This is a genomic window from Acidobacteriota bacterium, assembly GCA_026393675.1.
Taxonomy (GTDB): Bacteria; Acidobacteriota; Vicinamibacteria; order Vicinamibacterales; family JAKQTR01; genus JBAXOX01.
The window spans coordinates 200,488-220,590 of record JAPKZQ010000015.1 but is presented as its reverse complement, the minus strand read 5'-3'; the positions used below and the strand labels follow the sequence as shown (position 1 = coordinate 220,590).

The 20,103-nt window shown below is 64.4% G+C and carries 19 protein-coding genes; 9 read left to right on the top strand and 10 right to left on the bottom strand.

Annotated features, from left to right (window positions below; all coding sequences use genetic code 11):
- Positions 1-15 precede the first annotated feature (15 nt).
- The 3 genes from NT151_05680 to NT151_05670 all read right to left on the bottom strand — a co-directional run bounded on the left by NT151_05680 (position 16) and on the right by NT151_05670 (position 3,268).
- Positions 16-1,437 (bottom strand): hypothetical protein, encoded by a 1,422-nt coding sequence (locus tag NT151_05680; protein MCX6538410.1) that lies wholly within the window; start codon positions 1,435-1,437, stop codon positions 16-18.
- A gap of 215 nt (positions 1,438-1,652) precedes the next feature.
- Entirely contained in the window at positions 1,653-3,059 is a 1,407-nt protein-coding gene (locus tag NT151_05675) for a sigma-54 dependent transcriptional regulator (GenBank protein ID MCX6538409.1), read from the bottom strand.
- Complete coding sequence (locus NT151_05670) at positions 3,056-3,268, bottom strand: hypothetical protein (protein MCX6538408.1); 213 nt, start codon at positions 3,266-3,268, stop codon at positions 3,056-3,058. The genes NT151_05675 and NT151_05670 overlap by 4 nt, the downstream gene beginning before the upstream one ends.
- A 206-nt stretch (positions 3,269-3,474) precedes the next feature.
- Between NT151_05670 and NT151_05665 the strand changes: the two genes are divergently transcribed.
- From NT151_05665 to rsmH, 3 genes are all read left to right on the top strand, one after another.
- Entirely contained in the window at positions 3,475-3,654 is a 180-nt protein-coding gene (locus NT151_05665; GenBank protein MCX6538407.1) for a hypothetical protein, read from the top strand.
- 86 nt (positions 3,655-3,740) lie between these two features.
- Complete coding sequence (locus tag NT151_05660; protein MCX6538406.1) at positions 3,741-4,910, top strand: hypothetical protein; 1,170 nt, start codon at positions 3,741-3,743, stop codon at positions 4,908-4,910.
- 110 nt (positions 4,911-5,020) lie between these two features.
- Entirely contained in the window at positions 5,021-6,049 is a 1,029-nt protein-coding gene (rsmH, locus tag NT151_05655; GenBank protein MCX6538405.1) for a 16S rRNA (cytosine(1402)-N(4))-methyltransferase RsmH, read from the top strand.
- A 160-nt stretch (positions 6,050-6,209) separates the two neighbouring features.
- Here the strand turns inward: rsmH and NT151_05650 are convergent, their stop codons facing one another.
- The 4 genes from NT151_05650 to NT151_05635 all read right to left on the bottom strand — a co-directional run bounded on the left by NT151_05650 (position 6,210) and on the right by NT151_05635 (position 9,664).
- Positions 6,210-6,665: a hypothetical protein gene (locus NT151_05650; protein ID MCX6538404.1), complete on the bottom strand. Its 456-nt coding sequence runs from the start codon at positions 6,663-6,665 to the stop codon at positions 6,210-6,212.
- Positions 6,666-6,701: 36 nt separating this feature from the next.
- Entirely contained in the window at positions 6,702-8,063 is a 1,362-nt protein-coding gene (locus NT151_05645) for a S8 family serine peptidase (protein MCX6538403.1), read from the bottom strand.
- 318 nt (positions 8,064-8,381) lie between these two features.
- The gene (locus NT151_05640) at positions 8,382-9,383 is read right to left on the bottom strand and encodes a hypothetical protein (protein ID MCX6538402.1); all 1,002 of its coding nucleotides are present in this window, start codon (positions 9,381-9,383) and stop codon (positions 8,382-8,384) included.
- A 14-nt stretch (positions 9,384-9,397) separates the two neighbouring features.
- Positions 9,398-9,664: a hypothetical protein gene (locus NT151_05635; GenBank protein MCX6538401.1), complete on the bottom strand. Its 267-nt coding sequence runs from the start codon at positions 9,662-9,664 to the stop codon at positions 9,398-9,400.
- 487 nt (positions 9,665-10,151) lie between these two features.
- On the opposite strand from NT151_05635, the gene NT151_05630 reads away from it, so the two are divergent.
- The 6 genes from NT151_05630 to NT151_05605 all read left to right on the top strand — a co-directional run bounded on the left by NT151_05630 (position 10,152) and on the right by NT151_05605 (position 13,778).
- On the top strand, positions 10,152-10,418 hold the full coding sequence (locus NT151_05630) for a hypothetical protein (GenBank protein MCX6538400.1): 267 nt from the start codon (positions 10,152-10,154) through the stop codon (positions 10,416-10,418).
- Positions 10,415-10,561: a hypothetical protein gene (locus NT151_05625; GenBank protein ID MCX6538399.1), complete on the top strand. Its 147-nt coding sequence runs from the start codon at positions 10,415-10,417 to the stop codon at positions 10,559-10,561. The genes NT151_05630 and NT151_05625 overlap by 4 nt, the downstream gene beginning before the upstream one ends.
- Positions 10,562-10,604: 43 nt before the next feature.
- Positions 10,605-11,384: an NAD-dependent deacylase gene (locus NT151_05620; protein MCX6538398.1), complete on the top strand. Its 780-nt coding sequence runs from the start codon at positions 10,605-10,607 to the stop codon at positions 11,382-11,384.
- Positions 11,385-11,568: 184 nt separating this feature from the next.
- Positions 11,569-11,907: a helix-turn-helix transcriptional regulator gene (locus NT151_05615; GenBank protein ID MCX6538397.1), complete on the top strand. Its 339-nt coding sequence runs from the start codon at positions 11,569-11,571 to the stop codon at positions 11,905-11,907.
- The gene (locus NT151_05610) at positions 11,904-13,274 is read left to right on the top strand and encodes a permease prefix domain 1-containing protein (protein ID MCX6538396.1); all 1,371 of its coding nucleotides are present in this window, start codon (positions 11,904-11,906) and stop codon (positions 13,272-13,274) included. The genes NT151_05615 and NT151_05610 overlap by 4 nt, the downstream gene beginning before the upstream one ends.
- Before the next feature lie 84 nt (positions 13,275-13,358).
- Positions 13,359-13,778, top strand: a complete 420-nt coding sequence (locus NT151_05605; GenBank protein MCX6538395.1) for a DUF1801 domain-containing protein — start codon at positions 13,359-13,361, stop codon at positions 13,776-13,778.
- Between the two features lie 91 nt (positions 13,779-13,869).
- Here the strand turns inward: NT151_05605 and NT151_05600 are convergent, their stop codons facing one another.
- The 3 genes from NT151_05600 to NT151_05590 form a co-directional block, all read right to left on the bottom strand.
- On the bottom strand, positions 13,870-17,280 hold the full coding sequence (locus tag NT151_05600) for a glycosyl hydrolase (GenBank protein MCX6538394.1): 3,411 nt from the start codon (positions 17,278-17,280) through the stop codon (positions 13,870-13,872).
- Between the two features lie 72 nt (positions 17,281-17,352).
- Positions 17,353-19,467, bottom strand: a complete 2,115-nt coding sequence (locus NT151_05595) for a glycoside hydrolase family 3 C-terminal domain-containing protein (protein MCX6538393.1) — start codon at positions 19,465-19,467, stop codon at positions 17,353-17,355.
- 121 nt (positions 19,468-19,588) lie between these two features.
- Positions 19,589-20,080: a DoxX family membrane protein gene (locus NT151_05590; GenBank protein MCX6538392.1), complete on the bottom strand. Its 492-nt coding sequence runs from the start codon at positions 20,078-20,080 to the stop codon at positions 19,589-19,591.
- Between the last annotated feature and the right edge of the window lie 23 nt (positions 20,081-20,103).

The window sequence follows — 20,103 nt, the reverse complement described above, 5'->3', positions numbered from 1 at the left end:
AGGATTCCTCCTCACCTAGAACGCGAATCGCAGCACCGCGTTCAACGAGTGGTTCTTGCCTTGCCGCAGATCGCGCTGGTACTCGACCATCGCTTTGACATTGGCGCGGATGAGGGCACTCAGGTTGGCGACGCCCGTTTTCAGGGTCGGCACGCTGCGATCGGCAGGCGTCACCGTCTCATACCGGAGCCCTGCTTGCAGCCACGGGTACAAGAGGTAGTCGGCCTGCGTAAACCACGCGTGGTAGTCCGGTACGCCGGTGCTCAGAAGCGCGGCCGTTCCCGCATCGAACACCTGAAGCGAGTCACTCCCGTGCAGGTACACGCTGAACACGTTGAGATCCCCGGTGAAGAGGCTCGCGTAGATGCCGGTCCGCTGGAAGTGCACGTCCTGGATGTTCGTCATCAGGCCGCTGTCGGTCGTGAACGGGAAGTTGATGCCACTGGCGTCGCCGCGGTACGCGAAAACGCCGAGGCGCAGCGAGTTGTCCTGCCAGTTCTTGTCCGGGATCGGATGGCCGCCCATGTCGCCGTCGAACCCCATGCCGCCGATCTTGTAGTCGAAGCGCGCGTACACGTCCTTGGCGTTGTTCCCGTCGAAGCGGCCGGTGGTGTCGTTGGAGCCAGGCCCGACGCCGTTGGCGATGCCCGCCACCCACAGCGCGCGATGCCGGATAATGCCGTACGCTTCGATGCCGCGAACGAGCGTGGGCAGCGAGATCGGGTTTGGGCTGACCGCGTCAGCGCCGAGCCCCGTGCCTCCGTTGAACCCAATGGGATTGTAATTGAACAGCGAGTCGATACCCGCATCGGTCGAAATCCACATCTCCTGGAAGCCGTCGGCGAGGTTGGGAGCGAACTTGCCCAGGCGGAAGTGGAACAGATCCTCGGGACCAAACGGCGAATCGAAGTGGATGCTGGCGTGCTCGAGTTCGACTGCCACCGACCCGTCGGAGCCCTCACCAAACGTGATCTCGGAAAGGTAGGAGACGTGGTCCCCAAGCGTCCCGGCCCCGAAGACGTTCACCTCCTGCGGGAATTGCAGATCGTTCTTCACGCTCGTGACTGTGCCGTCCTCGTTGAGCGACGAGGTGTTGACATCCGCCAGCTTCACGTTGACAGCCAGCGGCGTGTGGCTGGAGATCGCGCCGGGCCATACCGCTTGCGGCCACAGACGTTTGTAGGCGGGCGCGCCGAGGCTGACCGGCGGCTCCTTCACCATCTCCTCGGTTTCGGCCGGCATCCGATACCCGCGCAGGCGAAACGCCTCTCCGAACGCATTGAGCTTCGGAAAGACAATGTGGCACGTCTGACAACTGGTCTGGTACTTTCGTGCGAACGCCGGAACCGCAAGCGCGGTGGATTCCGTCACCGCGAGGGCCAGGCACACAAGAACTGCGCCTGCGACAACGCGTCGCGTCCTTTCGAGTCGAGTCATGATCGCCTCTTTCGCAAGTATCAGTGCCGGCCCTCGTGACAAGAGCTACTAGTTCTAGAGCAAGACGCGAGCCGACGCGGCGGCTGAGAAGATCACGAGGAAATGGCTGGGATTCCTCCGAATCGGGCGCTCAGGCCGGCACCACGCGCCGAACGGTCCGTGTCAGATCTTCTGACACCACCGGCATAACCACCGTGTAGCCTGTCGTTTACAGGCTATGCCCGAGGATCGGACACTTCGGTATGGAGACCGAGCTCGTGGAGCTTGCGATAGAGCGTGTCCCTGGAGATTCCCAGCAGTTGCGCCGCTGCGCTCTTGTTGCCGAGCGAACGTCGCAGCGCCTCGGCAATGGCCCACGCTTCAAGGTCGTCGAGCTTGAGGGGCACGTGCCGCGCGTCGCCGGTTCCCGTCTCAGTCGAGATCCCGCGCCGGCGCAACCACCCCCGGACGTCTTCGGCGCGGATAATCGCGCGATCGGGTGGCAGCGCCACGTTGAGGCTTTCGATCATGTTCTCGAGTTCGCGAACGTTGCCCGGGAAGTGATACTCAGACAGCAGCTCGAGAGCCTGTGGATCGATCGCTTCAACGCGATGGCCGCCACGCGCGCGGATCATGCTCAGAAAGTGCTCAGTCAGAAGCGGCAGGTCTTCACGACGCTTTCGGAGCGGCGGAATCTCGATCACGAGCACGGAAAGCCGATAGAACAGGTCCTGGCGCATCGCCTTGCTGTCGCGCATAGCCGCCAGGCCCCGATTGCTGGCCGCAATAATCCGCACGTCGACCCGGCGACTCTCGAGGCCGCCCACCGGACGCACTTCACCGTCCTGTAGCACGCGGAGGAGTTTCGCCTGCACCCCGAGCGGCAGTTCCCCCACTTCATCGAGCAACAGGGTTCCGCCGTGCGCCGCGACGAAGAGACCTGAATGATCTGTGAACGCGCCGGAGAAGGCGCCACGCCGGTGGCCGAACAACTCGCTTTCAACGAGATCGCGCGGCAAGGCGGCACAATTGATGGGCACAAACGGGCGTTTCGAGCGTCGGCCGCTCGCGTGAATGGCCTGCGCGACCAACTCCTTCCCCGTACCGGTTTCACCGATGATCAGGACCGGTGTATCGCTTCGCGACGCGGCACTCGCGCGGTCGAACACCGGCCGCATGCAGGTCGACCGGCTGATGATGCGTTCGAACCCGTCGCGCGAGCCAATCAGGCGATCGCGGTTCGCGACGCGATCGCGCAATTCGGCCGCTTCGAGGATTCTGGCAACCTCGTTGCGGACGATCTCTTCCAGATACGGGACGGGAACATAGTCCTCCGCGCCGCGACGGATCGATAGAGTGGCGTGCTCGATGGTCGGGTGCGCGCTGACTAGCAGAATGGCCAGATCGTCACGCCGTTCCTTGACTGTCTGCAGCAGGTCGACCGACGTCGAATCCAGTCCGCTCTCGACGAGAATCAGCAGCTCGAGTTTCGGTCGACCGTCAACGGCCGCCAGGACCGACGCAGGCCGCCCGTCCATCACCTCCGGAGCGTGCTGGTGCAAAAGCTCCGACAGGGCGAGGCGGAGCGTCTCGTCTTCGGACGCGATGAGGAGGCGCGACTCGGACTGGGAGGTGCGCGTCACAGATTCCAAGCGTTGTGTGACATCGATTGTATCGCCCACACCGGCCGCGGGCGCAAAAACTTGTCGACCGCGTTCGTGACGGGCTCGGCCGTCCGCAGGTTCTCGTACATCTCGCCGAGGTCCTCCTCGCTCATGTCTCCATACATCGTCCACGGCATGACGGTGATGAACTGGCGAGGAGTCACCAACGCGAGAAACCCGACGCGCATTAGCTCTTTTTTCAGGGTTCAATTGCAAGCATAGCTCTTAGAGCTCAATTCCGCTATGACACAGAAACGCCACGTCAGGACACGTGAACGTGTGATGGGTGATCTGGGAACGGCGAAACGTGACTTCACCGATTCTTCAGACGAGTGTGTTGTGATGAAGATTGCTACACTGCTGAATCCGGTGCGGGCGAGCGGCCCTCGAACACATGGCATTTCCAGTCGCGACACTCTACGTGGAAGAACTCAAAGCGACGATGCGCGGTCGGTTTGACAGTGGCGGGATGACGGTTCAGCATGGTGCGGCGGCTGCGCTCTTGTGCGAGAGCGCCGATGAGCGTGGGATCGGAGTGACGGTCCCGCGCCGGGGTGAGCCGGCCTTCCGATGAAACCGCGGCGCAGAGTCTCACCGGTGCGATCCTCGTAGATGGCTCGCTTCGTGTTCTATCGCGTTTCTCGTTCAAGGAGGCCCTTTATGCGACGAGTTCTCTTGGTATCCGCAGTCGCGATCGCGCTACTCACGTCCGCGGGACTGGCCCAGCAGGCCGGAACCGATGGGCCGTACAAGGTGCTCAAGACCGCTAAGGTCGGCGGTGAAGGTGGCACTGACTATATCTATGCCGACGTCGTCGGACGCCGGCTGTACATTCCGCGTGGCGGCAGGCGAGCGGTTCCGGCAACCGACACCACGCCTGCCACGCCCGCAGAACCTGGCCGGATCACGGCTTTCAATCTCGACACGCTCGATCCGGTCGGCGAGATTCCCGACACCGGAGGCAACGGCGTAGTGGTCGACCCGAAGTCAGGCCACGGCTTCTCCAGCAGCAAACCGGTCTCGATGTTTGACACCAAGACGCTGAAGCTGATCAAGAAGATCGATGTGGGCGCCGCCTCGCCGGACGGCATTCTCTTCGATGCGTTCAACGACCGGGTCTACGTCTTCAGTCACCCGACCAAGGACGCGACGGTGATCGATTCCAAAGACGGTACCGTGCTCGGCACGATCGATCTGGGCGGCGTGCCGGAGCAGGGCGTGGCCGACGGCAAAGGCAATCTATGGGTTGTCATGCAGGACGCGCAGGGAAGCGTCACGGCCGTCGACGCCAAGACGATGAAGGCGACCGGGCATTATCCGTTCGGCGACAAGGGCAGGTGTAATGGGCTCGCCCTGGATGCGAAGAATCACGTGCTCTTCGCGGCGTGCGCCAGCTCTGGAGTACCACCCGCACCGCCCGTGCCCCCCGCACAGACCATACCGCCCGCACCGCCCACACAGCCGCCACCACCGCCTAAGCCGATGATGGTGATTCTGAGTTCCGAGGACGGCAAGATCATCACGAGCCTGCCGCTCGCCGGCGGCTCCGACGGTGCGGTGTTCAACCCGGCGACGATGGAAGCCTTCAGCTCGCATGGCAATGGCACAATGACCGTCGTCAAGGAGAAGAGCCCGACGAGTTTCGAGGTCGAGCAGAATCTTCAGACGATGATGGGTGCCCGAACGCTGACGTTCGACAGCAAGACGAACCACATCTTGACGATGAGCGTCGAGCGTGGGCCGGCACCGACGCCGCCACCTGCCGGAGGCCGCGGGGGCCAGGGTCCCGTGATCCCAGGGTCGTTCTCGATTCTGGTGATCGGCAAGTAAGTGCCCGCCACCATCCTTCGCCGTGAGCATCGTCGAACGGCGGGGGATGGTGGCATCCTGTTCTACCCGGTGGACAAAGCCAGAGGCTCGAACGCCAAGCACAACGAACTGTGACCGGCGACACTTCTACGCCCCACCGTCGCCGTCCGCGATACGCCGGCAAGTACCCGCGCCGGTTCGACGAGAAGTACAAGGAGCACCACCCGGAGCGATACCCCGATACGGTGGACAAGGTGCTCGCCTCTGGAAAGACACCCGCCGGCACGCACGTCCCGATCCTGATCGCCGAGACGCTGGAAGCGCTCGATCCGCAACCGGGAGAAACCGCCGTCGATTGCACGCTCGGCTATGGGGGCCATGCGCGTGCGATTCTCCAGCGGATCCAACCGGGCGGGAAGCTACTTGGGCTCGAGGTGGATCCGCTGGAACTCCCGAAGACCGAGGCCCGGATGCGAAGCCTGGGTTTCGGCCCGGACATGTTCGTCGTGCGGCGATCAAACTTCGCGGGTCTGCCTGGGACTCTCGCCGCGGAGGGCCTGGTCGGTGCGGACTGTCTTCTGGCGGACCTCGGCGTCTCTTCGATGCAACTCGACACGCCAGGCCGCGGCTTCTCCTTCAAGACGCCAGGGCCCCTCGACATGCGGATGAATCCGAACAGGGGCCAGCCTGCGTCGGCGTTGCTGCTCAGAATCGAGCCGGCAGAACTGGCGGCACTCCTGGTGGAGAATGCCGACGAACCGCATGCTTTGGCCCTGGCCGACGCGCTTGCCGGCCGAAGCCTCGAGCAGACAACCGCCCTGGCGGAGGTGATTCGCGCGGCGCTGCCTCACGTCAAGGAAGAAGAACGGGAGCAATCCGTTCGCCGGGTATTCCAGGCCCTGCGGGTCGCGGTGAACGAGGAGTTCACCGCCCTCGACACGCTGCTCAGGCACTTGCCGCACTGCATGAATCCGGGCGGACGTGTGGCGATCGTGGCGTTTCATTCGGGCGAGGACCGGCGTGTGAAGAAGGCCTTTCAGGCCGGGCTGCACGACGGGCTGTACACCGCGATTGCCGACAGTGTCGTCCGGCCCAACCCCGAAGAGTGCCGCTCGAACCCGCGCGCCAGCGCCGCGAAACTCCGCTGGGCCAGGCGGTAGGCGGCAGCTTCCCTATTTCGGGACGTGCCAGCGCAATGCCACTCAAAATGTCACTCGCCGCGATTCAGGAACGAGTGGCTCGACTCGGTCGACCGTCCTTGAGTTCGTTGGCGCAAGCCGCCGCGGTCGGGTTTCTCCTGAGGCTGTTTCAACGACTAAACTAGCGTATCGCTCTGGGTTGATAGAACCCACTGGCAAAACTGAAGAACAGCAACAGTAGACCCCCGACGACCGGATCGTGCCAACCTTGCTCGGCAAACCAGCCCGCCGGGTATGAATAGGCCCACACGCCGAACGCGATCGATGCGACGATCTGATTGACGCGTCGTTGCCGGCGATTTTTCGTGAACATCCCAAGATAGAGCGGCGTGCCGATCCACGCCACCAGACCGACGACAGCGAACGCCCAGAGGCGGAAGCCGCGATGATCGATACCCCCTTTGGTGAGGATCAACTCGACGGCAGCGGTATAGAACGCCAGCACTTCGGCGGGCACGTACTTCGCGATACGCTCGCCGTACTCTTTCACGCGTTCTTGCCAACCGGCTTCCGCGCCGGCAAACTCGAAACGGCTGGGCACGGCCTCGGCGGGTTTCAGCTCGACCAATCGTGACATGTGACTCACCTCTCCAAGAGCGTCTCGACCAGGTTATTACGACCAGAAGCGCGACCACCAGCGGCCGGCCGCTGGCAGACGGTTGCGCAGCCGTTTCAGCTCGGACGTGTAGACGCGAAAACCGGGCCGCAACTCCAACGCACGCTCGTATAGCTCGATGGCGCCCGTGATGTCACCCAGTTCCCGCGCGATCGCTCCAAGGTTCGCCGTTGCGTCGGCGCTCCACGGCGCCACCAGACGCGCCGCTTCCAACAGCGACTTGCCCCACTCGAGCCGTCCGGTCTCCAGCAGCCACAAGCCGTGATTCACCATAATCGATTCGGCGAAAATCCCACACGAGGCGCACTGGGCCGGATCGGTGCAGGCGACCGCCGGATTGAGCCGCGCCTGATAGTCACAATGCACATGCGGCAATCGTTGCTGCGCGCGCATGTACCACTCGCCGATCTGTCGGACCGACTCGGCCGGAACGTCGGCGCGCGACGTCTTGATGAGCGCGTGCAGGAATTGCGGCATCGCCGCCAAAGCTTGACTCGCGACGTACGCCGACAGTTCGGCTGGCGAGAGCACGATCGCCGCGGCGCCGGCGATCAGCGGCGCCGCGAAGCTCGTGCCCAACACGCCAGGAATTTCCGCGAGCGACATGTCAGTCAGGAGCGACTGCGCCACCGCGGGTGCGGCGGCGAACGCGACTTCCTGCTTGCCACCGTCCTCCAATGTCGTGGTGCGCGCGTCGCGCCCTTCGAATCCGGCCGCGACCACGCCGTCGGCGCGAGCGGGACAACACGCCGAGTCCAACGCGTTCCCGGCCGCAGCGACGATCATCTTGCCGCGCCCTGCTACGTCCATGGCGGCTGCACAGACGGCACACGGTGGATGTTCGAACGCGTATCTCTTGCCCGAGCCGTCGCCGGCCGCTATCGCCTCTTGGAGCTGATCTCGAGTGAACTGGAATGGCGAGCGCGCCGCGAGGCTCACGCTGACCACATCGGCCGACGATGCCCCCGCCGCGCGGAGCGCCGCCACGACCGCAGCGTCGTCGGGCGTCCCGTTTCGCGCGACCTGATACACGTCCAACCGACATTCCGGCGCGACCTCGCTGATGAGCAGCGCCACGGCCGTGCCGTGTCCCAGCTCATCGTGATCGGCCGGATCGGGCACGAATGATGTCAGGCGATCAACCACGCGACGAAGTCGCGGAATCGTCAGATCACATCCGGAATCAATGAGGGCGATGCGCCGGCCCGCCCCTCGCCGGCCCAGCGACTGGGCGTGTGTGACCGCGTGCCAGAACGGACTCTCGAAGGACAATGTCCACTGATCGCTGGCGCTATCGTAACCGTCGATGACCTCTCGCGCGGCCGCCAACGCTTCGAACTCGAGCCGTCTCGCCGCCATGATCGATGTCCTCCCTCCTCGATCCGCCGCGCGGCCATGGGCGCGGACATGCCAACTGTTCCAGGGTGCGGAATTATACCCTGGGAACACAGCGGTGGGGATGCCCGCCCGGATCGCCGTTCACGGGCCGCACGCCGTCCGGCCCGTACTGGTGCACGTCCTTGCGCCATCGATAGAAGGGAGTCCGCGGGCCTGACCATACAGTGAACGTCATGCAACTGCATGTCCAAGTGCTGCTCGATGAACGAGCGGACGGTCGGCGATGTTGCGGGATCGATCCTCAGGGGAGTGTACGACGCTCGAATCCTTCAGATGCCATCAAGTCTTCGTCTTGATCCGTAACGCCAGCACCACCCGCCGCTGGCTGACGAAGTTGACGGCCGGCGAGCGACCGAGGTCGATAGTCAGGCCGACGCCAGCGACTTGACCTTTGACGAAGAAGTAGGTGGCCCCGAGCTTCAGCATGTTGAGGTTTCGGGCGTCGAGACCTGGGTTGTCGTCGAGCATCCGTCGGTACGCGTAGTCGAAGTTCAGGACGAAGCCCTTAATATCGCCGGGCAGGGCCTCGCTGTTGAAGGGATACGCGTCGGCCTGAAGCCGGATCAGGAAGAGCGAGCCGTCGAAAGCGGGCGCGAACGTGGTCGTCTGTGACGCGATTGCCACTTTTCCGTAATGCTCGTAGCCGACGTAGGGATAATAGCGCAGGCGCCGCGCGCCGTTGTACGTAAGCTCCGCGCACGGGCGGAAGCCGTTCTCCCATCCGACTCCCTGCGTCACCACGCCTTCGGCGCATGCCCCGAGCACGAGCGTCACCGAGTTCTCGGTCGTGTCCTTGATGAAATTCCGCTGGAGGCTAGCTTTGCCTGCGAGATACGTGCGGATGTGGAACGTTGTCACTGGCGGAAACCAGAGCTCCGTGTTGAACGCTGCGCCGGTCTTGTTTGCCGCATCCTGCTTGAGAAGCGGCTCCGCACTCATGTGGTGCCACTCGACCGACGGGTAGTAGAACAGCTCGAGGTTGCCCTGCTTGTTCAGTGGCTTGTCCTGAGGTGTCAGCCGAACGCCGGCATCGACCAGCCAGTACGTCGGGGAACCCTTTCCTGGAGCGATGATTCCAAAAACACCGGCCTCGTTCTCGTCCTTGCCGCCGTCGAAGGCCTTTCGGACCTGGAAGTACTTTGTGAACTGCTCCCAAGGCGACAGGTTCCCGGCTGCTGGTGCGGCCCTCTGTTCAGGGTTGCTCTTTGGAGACGGACGCTGCCCAGGTTCCGTTGATTGTGCCGAGGCCGCGGACCAAGGCATCGCAAGGAGAACGAGCATAGTAACTGCTGCTTTCATCCGTTGACCCTCTTCAAGACAAGCTGGAAGACGCTGCCAACCGTGGCCGCCGCCGTGTCGATTTCATTGAGCAGCAGAGTCTGCTGGAAGTTGTTCTCCCTGATGAACGACCGGAGGTTCTGCGCAAGAGTGACGTAGTTCTGGTGCGCAATCTGGAGATCGTCCCTCAGCTTCATCTCGTCCTTCAGCCTCGTCTTCGGAACGCCGGAGGCCTTGCTGAGCTCGCTCAGGACTTTGTCCCTTACCACCGTCTCGTCGGCCATATGGATGCTCTTTCAGTGCCGTCAGCTTAGACGGACCGATCCTCACGAGTTCCCGCGTCGACGCCAAATTGCCACTCGCTGGGCCGGGGCAGTCTAGCAGATGGGAGCTGGATTCTCGAACGAAAACGAACCGGCCAATGGGTTGGCCGCGGAGGCCAAGGCCCGGCGATACCGGGTTCGTTTTCGATTCTTGTGATCGGCACGTAAGTGCCCGCCACCATCCTTCGCCGTGAGCATCGTCGAACGGCGGGGGATGGTGGCATCCCGTTTCGCCCGGTAGCCTTTCGACAAGCTTTTCGTCGAACTGGCCTTCATCCGGCGTCGAGAACCTGCGGGAGTTTCTTCCGGACGGCACTCGCGAAGTGTCCTCGAAAGCGGAACCAGCCCAAGCCCGCCCCCAACGCAGGGGTGAAGCCCAGCACCACACCGACGAGCGCCATCGCCCAACGCGGACTCGGGTCCTGCCAGCACTGCTATAATTGCCGACGTGACGCAGACGTCGCTCAGCCTTGACACATCACCGGACGTCGAGCGCCGACAGATCGAATCGTGGCGGCAGATGTCGGCCGCGCAGAAAGCCGCGATGGTGACGGGGCTGACGCGCGCGGCCTACGCCATGACGTGCGCAGGGGTGAGGCAGCGCCATCCTGACGCGTCATCCCGCGAGCACTTCCTGGGGGTTGCCGTCATCGTGCTGGGGACGCATCTGGCTCGCCTCGCGTACCCCGATGCGGCTGGGGTAATCTCCCGGTGACAAGGCCGATCGACCCGATCGAGACGGCTCTGCTGGTCGCGCGCCATCTAGACGACCGCGACTACCTCCGCGAGAGCGCCGGGATTCTCGGCGTCTCAGACCTGCTCGAGCGCGCGCTCCGCGAAGCGCCGCCTGAGGACTGATGCGCTCGGGCGCCTCGTCAAGAGCGCTCATTGGACCAGGACGATGGCACTCGAGCAGACAACGGCTGACACCCTCGAACGCGCCGCGAAGGCGATAGCCGGAGCACGTCGCGTGGTCGCGCTGACCGGCGCCGGAATCTCCTCCGAAAGCGGTGTCCCCACATTCAGAGGACCGGGAGGACTCTGGAGGCAGTTCCGCCCCGAGGATCTCGCGAACATCGAGGCCTTCAGCCGTAACCCAGCTCTAGTCTGGGCGTGGTATTTCTGGCGTCGCCAGCGAATCGCCGAGGCACGACCCAACGCGGGTCACGAATGTCTGGCGAGGCTGGAGCGTCGGCTGCCTGCGTTCACGCTCGTGACACAGAATGTCGACGGCCTGCACCGGCAGGCTGGCAGCGCGAGGGTCGTGGAACTCCATGGCAACATCTGGCGGTCGGTCTGTGCGAGGCGCTGTGGCGTCGTGCTCGATGAGTCGCCGTGGAAGACCCGGCTGGCTCCTGCGTATGCGTCGCCCGAACCCAACGCGCTGCCGCGCTGCGCCTGCGGGTCCCTGTTGCGCCCCGACGTGGTGTGGTTCGGTGAATCATTGGACGCTGAGGTGCTCAGCTCCGCCATCGACGAGGCGCAAGCCGCCGATGTCATGCTCGTCATCGGCACCTCCGGCCTGGTTCACCCGGCCGCGGCTCTGCCTGGTCTGGCTCGCATGAGCGGCGCCACCACCATCGAGATCAACGTCGAGCCGACGCCGCTTTCCGATTCCGTGGACATCGTGCTGCGTGGACCGGCCGGTGTCGTCCTGCCTGCACTGGAGGCTCGACTGTAAGGAAGGGGAAGCCCTCCCGAGTCATCTCAGCACTACGGCGTTACACAGGACCGATTTGCCGCGCCGGAGGTGTCGACTTCCACTGCAGCGCGGTTATCCAACCGCCTACGTGCTTCCATCAACCGAGGGGCTTGACCTCAGGTTGTTGACTTACATAGAACAACAATGTATAAGACTTCTACGTATGGACATGAGTAAGGACCTGGTCGCTGCTTCCGCCACGCCGCTCGTGCTCGCCATCCTTGCCGAAGGCGACAGTTACGGCTACGCCATCATCAAGCGAGTGACCGAGTTGTCAGGCGGGCACCTGCAGTGGACCGACGGCATGCTCTATCCCGTGCTGCACCGGCTTGAGCGCCAAGGCCATGTCGCGGCGAAGTGGTCCGCGTCCGAGAACGGCCGCAGGCGTAAGTACTATCGGATCACTAGACAGGGCCGGGCGCAACTCGCAGCCCAGCGGCAGCAATGGCAGGCCGTGGACGGTACCCTGCGGGGTATCTGGATGGAGGCGTGCACGGCATGACGACCTTCGCCGATCGACCGCTCGAGGAGCAAATCGCGCAGTGGCGGGCGTACGTACGCCGCCGGCAGGCCCTTCACGGTCCCGACGTAGAGGAGCTCGAGGGACATCTGCGCGACCAGCTGGTGGCGCTCACCGAGGCCGGCCTGGCAGGGGATGAAGCTTTCTTAGTTGCGGTCAAGCGCATGGGCAGCCTCGATGCGCTGTCACGCGAGTTTGCACGCGCGCACTCCGAGCGGCTGTGGAAGCAGCTGGTCATTGCCCCCGACGCTGCCGATGAGTCGGCGAACACCGCACACGCCGAGACGCTCGTCGTCCTGAGCCTTGCCGTCGCTGCGGCGTTGGCCATCAAGGTACCGGCGCTGTTCGGTCTTCGGCTCGGCGGCGGCGACGATCCGTTCTACGCCCGGAACGCCAGCCTGTTCGTGTTCCCACTGCTCGCGACCTATTTCGTGTGGAAGCGTGGTTCAAGCGTTGCAAGCGGCCTCTGGCTCGCGCTGCCCTTCGCGGCCGGGGCTGTTTTCGCCAACGTCTTCCCCTTCCGCCCGGGCAGCAACACTGAGGTGCTGGCCATTCTGCACCTGCCAATCGCCCTTTGGATGGCCATCGGCTTCGCGTATGTCCGAGGCCGCTGGTTCGACGATGGTGGGCGCATGAACTTCGTCCGGTTCTCGGGCGAGTTGGCGATCTACTACGTGCTCATCGCGCTCGGCGGCGGCGTCCTCACCGGCTTTACGGTGATGATGTTCAAGGCCATCGGGATGAACCCTGAGTGGTTCATAGGGGGCTGGTTGATCCCGTGCGGGGCGATGGGGGCCGTCATCATCGGATCCTGGCTCGTGGAGGCGAAGCAAGGTGTCATCGAGAACATGGCACCGGTGCTGACCAAGCTGTTCACGCCGCTGTTCACAGTGCTGCTACTGGTGTTTCTGGCCACGATGGCGTGGACAGGCAGCCCCATCAACGTGAAGCGGGAGGTGCTGATCGGCTTCGATTTGCTGCTCGCGGTCGTCGTCGGGTTGGTGCTCTACGCTGCCTCCGCGCGCGACCCGCAGGCACCGCCCGACTTGTTCGACGGCCTGCAACTGCTGCTCGTGGTCAGCGCGCTCGTGGTCGATGGGGTGGCGCTCGCGGCGATCGCAGCCCGCATCTCCGAGTTTGGCTTCACTCCCAACCGAGTGGCGGCTCTGGGCGAGAATCTCATTCTGCTCGTCAACCTGGCGTGGTCGGCGTGGCTCTATGCGTGCTTCCTGCGTCACCGGGGCTCGTTTGCCGTCCTCGAGCGATGGCAGATCGCCTATCTGCCCGTGTACGCCGGATGGGCGGCACTGGTGGTTGTCATGTTCCCGCCCGTGTTCGGCTACCGTTGACGCACCCCCCACGGGCACTGCACCGGCGGATAGTCATTGGTGCCTTCGCAAGATGGAAGACCAGCCGAATGAGGTGCACACACGATGAAGAAGAGCGCAACGGCCAATGGCGAATCCCCTTCCCGGCTGATCGACGCGAGGATCAAGGAACTGGACGACTGGAGGGGCAAGACGCTCTCCCATATGCGCGGTCTCATCAAACAGGCTGACCCTGAGGTGGTCGAGGAGTGGAAGTGGAGGGGCGTTCCGGTCTGGTCGCACGACGGCATCATCTGCACGGGCGAATCCTACAAGAATGTCGTGAAGCTTACCTTCTCCAAGGGCGCGTCTCTGAAGGATCCGGCCGGTCTCTTCAACTCGAGTCTCGACGGAAACGCGCGCCGCGCGATCGACATCCACGAAGCAGAAGGCGTTGACGAGTCCGCCTTCAAGGCGCTTGTTCGCCAGGCGGTCGCGCTCAACACTGCTGGCAAGTCGAAATCTCCGAAGAAAGCGAAGTCCTAAGAGATTCCACCCCCAAGACAGGCCAACATCGCGATAGCCTTCAGCGCGTCTCTGCGGGGCCATCCCGCACGGCGGATCGGATCGTCTTTCATCACTCGCGCGACTTGCCGAACGACCGGATCACCTGCACGGGCCCGATCAGTCCGGACGGCAACAGTGGCGAATCGGCGCGGTAGAACTGTTGCGCCGTGTAGGTGTACTTCGTGGTGATGCCCTCCTGCTGGTCGCCGATCAGCCGGTTGACCCACAGGTTGATCACTTTGACTTCCAGGGTGTTCGCGCCCGGCTTCAGCGCGGACGTCACGTCCACCCGGAACGGTGTCTTCCAGTACGTGCCGAGCGCCTTGCCGTTGACCGTGACCTCGGCGATGTTCTTCACATCGCCCAGGTCGAGCCACAGCCGCGCGCCAGACTGGAACCACTCCGCCGGAGCCTGGACGGTCTTGGTGTACGTGCCAGTGCCGGAGAAGTACTTCACTCCGGGATCGCTGTGCTGATGCCAGGACGCGAGCGCGGACAGCGTCACGTTGGCGGGCGCGCCGCGATTCGGCTGGAACGCGACGTCCCACGGACCATCAACCGACGCGAGCTTCGTTTCAACGGGCCTGGCGATGGTGCGCGACGGCGCCGTGGCCGCCTTGCGGAACACCACGAACACGGCATCGTTCGAATGCAGGCTCAACGACACGATGGTGCGGCCATCGACGGTCCGGTAGGAGGCGGGCTCGACCGAACCCGTCTCGGCGTGCCAGAGCTCCGGCGCCTTGCCCTGGACGCGGAAGGTGACCTCGACGTCCTCAGCGCGAGCGTTTCTGTGGCTGACCCAATACACGTCGCCATCCGTGAGTTGGCGGTGCACGAAGGCCAGCTCCGTATCGGCTTGCGGCTTCGTATACTCGAAGTCGGCCGCGACCTTCAGCGATGTTACGGCGTCGGCGATGCTGCCGGTGAGGACCCTGCCCTTTCCGGTTGTGCCGCTCCACAACTGGTCCGCGATGCTCTTGAAGTCGGCCGCGTCGTCGGACAGGCTGGGCGATTCGATCGGCCTGGGCCCGACGACCACCGCGCCCGCGATCACCATGTCGCGGACCTTGCGAAGCACGGCGAGGGGCATGTGCTGGCTGTTCGGATCGAGCGCAAGGACGCGGTAGCTCATCCCGGTGGCCGTCGTGAGCAGGCCTGCGGGAGAGACGGTCAGGCGGTTCTTCACCACGTCCGAGTTCACGTAGTCGAAGTTGTAGCCGGCCGGGATCGGCGGCGGGTTGCCCTGGAACAGGGCGGTGACGTTGGAATCCTCGCCGTAGTAGTAGGCGATGTCGGCGACGAACTTCCCTTGCTGCAGCAGGTAGGAACTGCGGGACAGATACGTCGTCCACACCTTCGCCTGCTCCGCCCAGGTCTCGTGCCGCGTGAACCACTGGCCGAACGGCCCGAGTCCAAGCCCGGGGATCTTGTCGTTGACCGGCTGGTGGACCGATGTGTGAATCACGAAGCGGTTGAGGCCCATCGACAGTTCGCGGTCGGCAGTCGGCTTCAGCGTCTCGGGCGAGAACGACCAGGCCCCGCTGCCCGCGGTGAGCGATTCGGCGGCGACGAGGTTCTGGCCGTAGATGTGCGCGACCGACGCCGATTCGCGGATATCGGCGTCGAACTGCGAACTGGGTCGGTTCGCCTGAGCGGTCCACATGGCGCTCATCGGCACGGCGGCCTTCGCCTTGACCTCCATGCCGTCGGCGATGAAGGCGCGGCCGTTTTCGTGCGACTCGGTGTAGCGTGCCATGCCGCGCGCCGCGAGGAGGTCGGTCAACTGGTCGTAGTGGTACTCCGCGGTCATCTCGGTGAGCGTTTTGCGGAAGTCCCACAGGAAGCGATCGCTGGCTTCGGCGCTCTCCACAATGCGGCCGGTGAGCGCGGGCAGCCATGGCTTGATGTCGTAGCCGCGCCGCTTCGCGAACTCGGCGATCATGTCGTTGGTCCAGTTGGCCACGCCGGCTTCCCAGCTGTCCGTGATCACGTACTGCAGGCCGCGAGTGCCCATCAGGCCGCCGGTCGCGTCCTTGTACTGATCCAGATAGTTGTCGAAATATCCCTTCACGTAGCCCTTGTTGAGCTTGTCCACTTCGAGGCCGGTGGCTTCGGGCGACGCGGGACGGTTCTGCTGCCCGGTCAGCGAGTACCCGATGCGAAGCACCACCCAGTTTCCGGCTGGCGGCGTCCAGTCGAGCGTGCCGTCGGCGCGCATCTTCGACGTCAGGTCCACGACCTCCGCCTTGCGGATGGCTTCGGCTGGCGGAACGGCCGGGGTGGCCATCGCATAGATGTTCGTCGCTGCCGAGAACGCGGCTTTTTCCTGGAACCGGTTGACGACGGCAGTGTGCAGGACGAATTCGGCGATCTGCGTCCCGGCCGGCACCGCAGGTGCCTGCGCCCGCCCGCCGCCCTGTGCGCCGGCCTGCCCGCCGCCAATCGCGCCACCCGCACCAGCGCGCGCCTGGTTCTGCTGTGGCTGCGGCGTCAGGATGGACATGCGGAAGACTCTCGCTGTCACCGGGGCGAACGCCATGGTGCGCGCGCCGGGCTGAATGGCCGTCACGACGCGGAACTGGGTGCCGTCGTCGCTCGCCTCGAGCTGCTGAGCGGCGATCGCGCCCCCGCCGCGCCCGCCTCCCCCGCCGCCAGCGGTGATGAAGCTCACTCCGCGGATGGTCGCCGTCTGCGGAAACTCGTACTGGATCCAGGCTCGCTCGCCCACCGGAGCCGCCGGCAGGAGCGTGGCTTTCGCCAGATCGCCATCGGTGAGGGCGGCCACGTCGAACGCGCCGCCGCTCGAGGTGACCTTCGGCGACGAGGCGATCATGGGACGGTCGCTGTCGGGCGCTCGATAGGCGACAACAGCCGCGTCGGCATAGAACTCGGGCGGTGGCTGGGGGGCCTGGGTGGCGGCCGGGCCGCCGCCAAACCCGCCGCGCCCCCCAACCTGGTTCTGGTACGGGCCAGTCGCCGTGAAGGGCTTGGGCAGCGAACCTGTAAACGGCCTTCCACCGTCGACGCGCGTCTCGCTCCACACGTACTTCTTCATCGCCTGGGCCGGGGTGACCCACGGCCCGCCGCTCTCACTCCATCCCGGCGAGCCCGCGATCGCCATTTCGAGGCCCAGTTGGTCGGCCAGCGTGGTCGCGTACTTGAAGGCGTCCTTCCACTCCGGCGTCATGAAGACGAGCCGTTTCTCTACGACCTGCGGCGTGTTCAGGCCGGCATCGAAGTTCTGGAATCCGGCGATGCCGGAGCGCTTCATCCACTCGAGGTCAGCCTTGATGCCCTCCTTGGTGACGTTGCCGCTCATCCAGTGCCACCACACGCGCGGCTTGGCGCTGTCCGGCGGATTCTGGAAGCCCGCGAGCAGGGCATCGCCCTGAGTCCGGACCACTCCCGCCCAGATGCCAATTCCAACGACGACAGCGGCTGCCGCCGTGAGCCATCGAGACCGGCCTGAAAGTCGCATCTGTTTCTCCCGCGTGCCGTCGATCCGAACTCCGAAGCCTGGAGGATTCGTGCGCCGAGCCGCCGCTCCGGTTCAGCGCTTGTAGCTCAGCCCAAAGCCGAACTTGAACATCGGGTCGAGCATGTCGAATGACACGTCGGCGGCCTGCGCCATGACCGAGGGCATGTCGCTCGGCACGTCGAAGGGCAGCTTGCCGGTGACCTTCGCCTTGCCGAACACCACGTCGAGCAATGCCGCGTCGCTGGGCCCGAACACGCCGTAGACGCCGGCGACGCTGTCGATGAACTCGGTGAGGATCGCGGGCTTGTCCATGTTCACGATGACCACCGTCTTCGCTCCGGTCGCCGCGATCTTCTTGATGTTGTCGAGCACCTGCCAGTTCGCCGCGTTGCCGTAGGCCAAGGTGATGCCGAACGGCGTCGCCGGCGGTGGAGGCGGGGGCGTGGCCGTACCGCCGCGCCCGCCGCCGCCGGCGAACGCGCCGCCGTACGGATAGGTGGAGGTCGGGCTAGCCACGCGCAGGATCGCAATGTCGGCGGCCTTCGGATCATCGACGACTGTGCCGAACGTGGCTGCGATGTCCTTCGAGATCCCTTCGACGTAGATCTTCTTCCCGGGGGCAGCCGGAAGCAGGTCGTCGGCGTTCTTCAGCAGGACCACGGCCTTCTGCTGCGCGGCATACCCGGCCGCCAGGAATTCCGAGCTGGCCACGGTGGCCTTCGCGCGGTCCGGATCGACGTAGGGGTTCTCGAACAGGCCGAGTTGGAACATCGGGCGCAGCACGCGGCGCGCCACCGTGTCGATCACGGCCATCGGGATCGAGCCGTCCTTGACGTTACTCAGGATGACGCCGGGATCGTTGTTGCCGCCGATCTGGTCGACGCCGGCAAGCACTTCCGTCTTCTGCCGGTCCTTCTCCGAAAGCTTCTCGACGCCCCACGGCATGTTGTGGTTCCAGTCGGTGACCACCAGGCCCTGGAAGCCCAGCTTGCGCCGGAGCAACTCATTGACCATCGCCTTCGAGAACGCAATCCCGACCGTGTCCCTCCCGACCGGGATGCCGTAGGCGGTCATGATGCCGCCGGTGCCCGCCTCGAACGCGGCTTTGAACGGAATCAGGTGGTAGTCGAACTGGTTGCCCGGGTAGATGTACCACTTGCCGTACGCGTTGTGGCCGTCGTAGCCGTCTTTCACCGGGCCGTCGCCGGGATAGTGCTTGGTGACGGTCATCACGCTGTCCGGCCCGAGCGGCTTGCCCTGGAAGCCCTCGACAAACGCCTTGATCATCGTCGCATTCAGGTTGGCATCCTCGCCGAACGTACCGTTGATCCGGTTCCACCGCGGCTCGGTGATGGTGTCGGCCATCGGCCCGAGCAGGCACTGGATGCCAATCGCTCTCAGCTCTTTGGCCGCGATCTGTCCGAACTGCTTCACCAGCGCCGGGTCCCGCGCGACGGCGAGCCCCAACTGGTCGGGCCACTGGGAGATCGTCGGCTTGGCAGGCGCGGCGCCGGCAGCACCGCCGCGGCCGACACCGTGCCGCGGGTCGGTGCTGAACACGATCGGGATGCCCAGCCGGCTGGCCTCCGCCATCTCCTGGAGGCCGTTGTGGAACTTCGCGGTGATGTCAGGCGATTCGCCCGCGTTGGGGCGGACCAGGATGTAGCGGATGTGGCGCTCGGTGATGAGTTGCGTCGGGTTCGCGCTCCCCGTCGGTTCGACGTTGTTCGGGTTCGGGCCGCCTTCGAACGCGCGATTCGCTGGAGCGCTGGCCGCGCCGCCGCGGCCTGCGCCGCCCCGGCCCCCAGCCGCCGGCATTCCGAGCACCTCGCCGTTCGGACCGGTGAAACCGGCGAGCGACGAGTGGATCATCAGACCGGTCTTCTCCGCCACCGTCATCTTCGCGACGAGATCGGCGACGCGCTGGTCGACCGGCAGCCGCCAGTCCTCGTAGCGATCAAGCGTGCCGTTCTTGTTCAGGTCGCGGAACTTCAACCCGGCGACCGTCATTACCGGCGCCTTGCGCCCCTCGATCCTCGGTTGCGTTGCCGGCTTTGCAGGCGCTGCCGCCGCGGGTTTCGCCTGTGCCGTCGCTGCTGCCGCGGCGGGCGCTGTCGCCTGGGGCGCCGCCTGCACCACGAGTACTGGTGCGACAATGACTGCTGCGAATGCAGATTTCCAGCTCATCGCGTCTCCTATCGCACCGCCTGTCGCGCCGGGTGAGAAATGAACGCGGCAGGCGCAGACCACGTATCCGAGTGACGGCGACTGGATCAGGATCGGTGAGACCGCACTCGTCCCGAGCCCGTCAGCGCCGCAGCTTGGTGAACCACACGTGGAGAATCCGGTCCAGTCCCACGTGCCGGCCGCTCTGTGTGACCAGAATGACAAACAGGGCGGCCAGTTCCACCAGATTCTTGTTGACGATCAGATAACTGCCCTCCATCGGGATGGAGTAGAAGTAGCCAATCAGCAGCGGATTGCACAAGTAATAGACGCCGAGCACAAATATGCCCGAGGCGCTAGCGAAGCGCGTAAAGCAACCCAGAATAAGTCCCAGCCCGATGCAGGACAAGCCCCACATGTTCAGGGTGTTCACCACCGCCAGAACATCCGGGCTTCCGGCAATCCCCCGGAACAGATCGGCAAAGGGACCCCGGGACTGCAAGAGAAATCCGGCCGCCGACCAACCGGGTTTCATCAACTTGGCGACCCCTTCATAGAGGAAGTGCCAGCCGATCACGACCCTGAGAATGACCAGGGCGCTCATCTGCAGCCGGGAGACTCGTTCTTCTTCCATATCCCCTGCCAGGTATGACATGT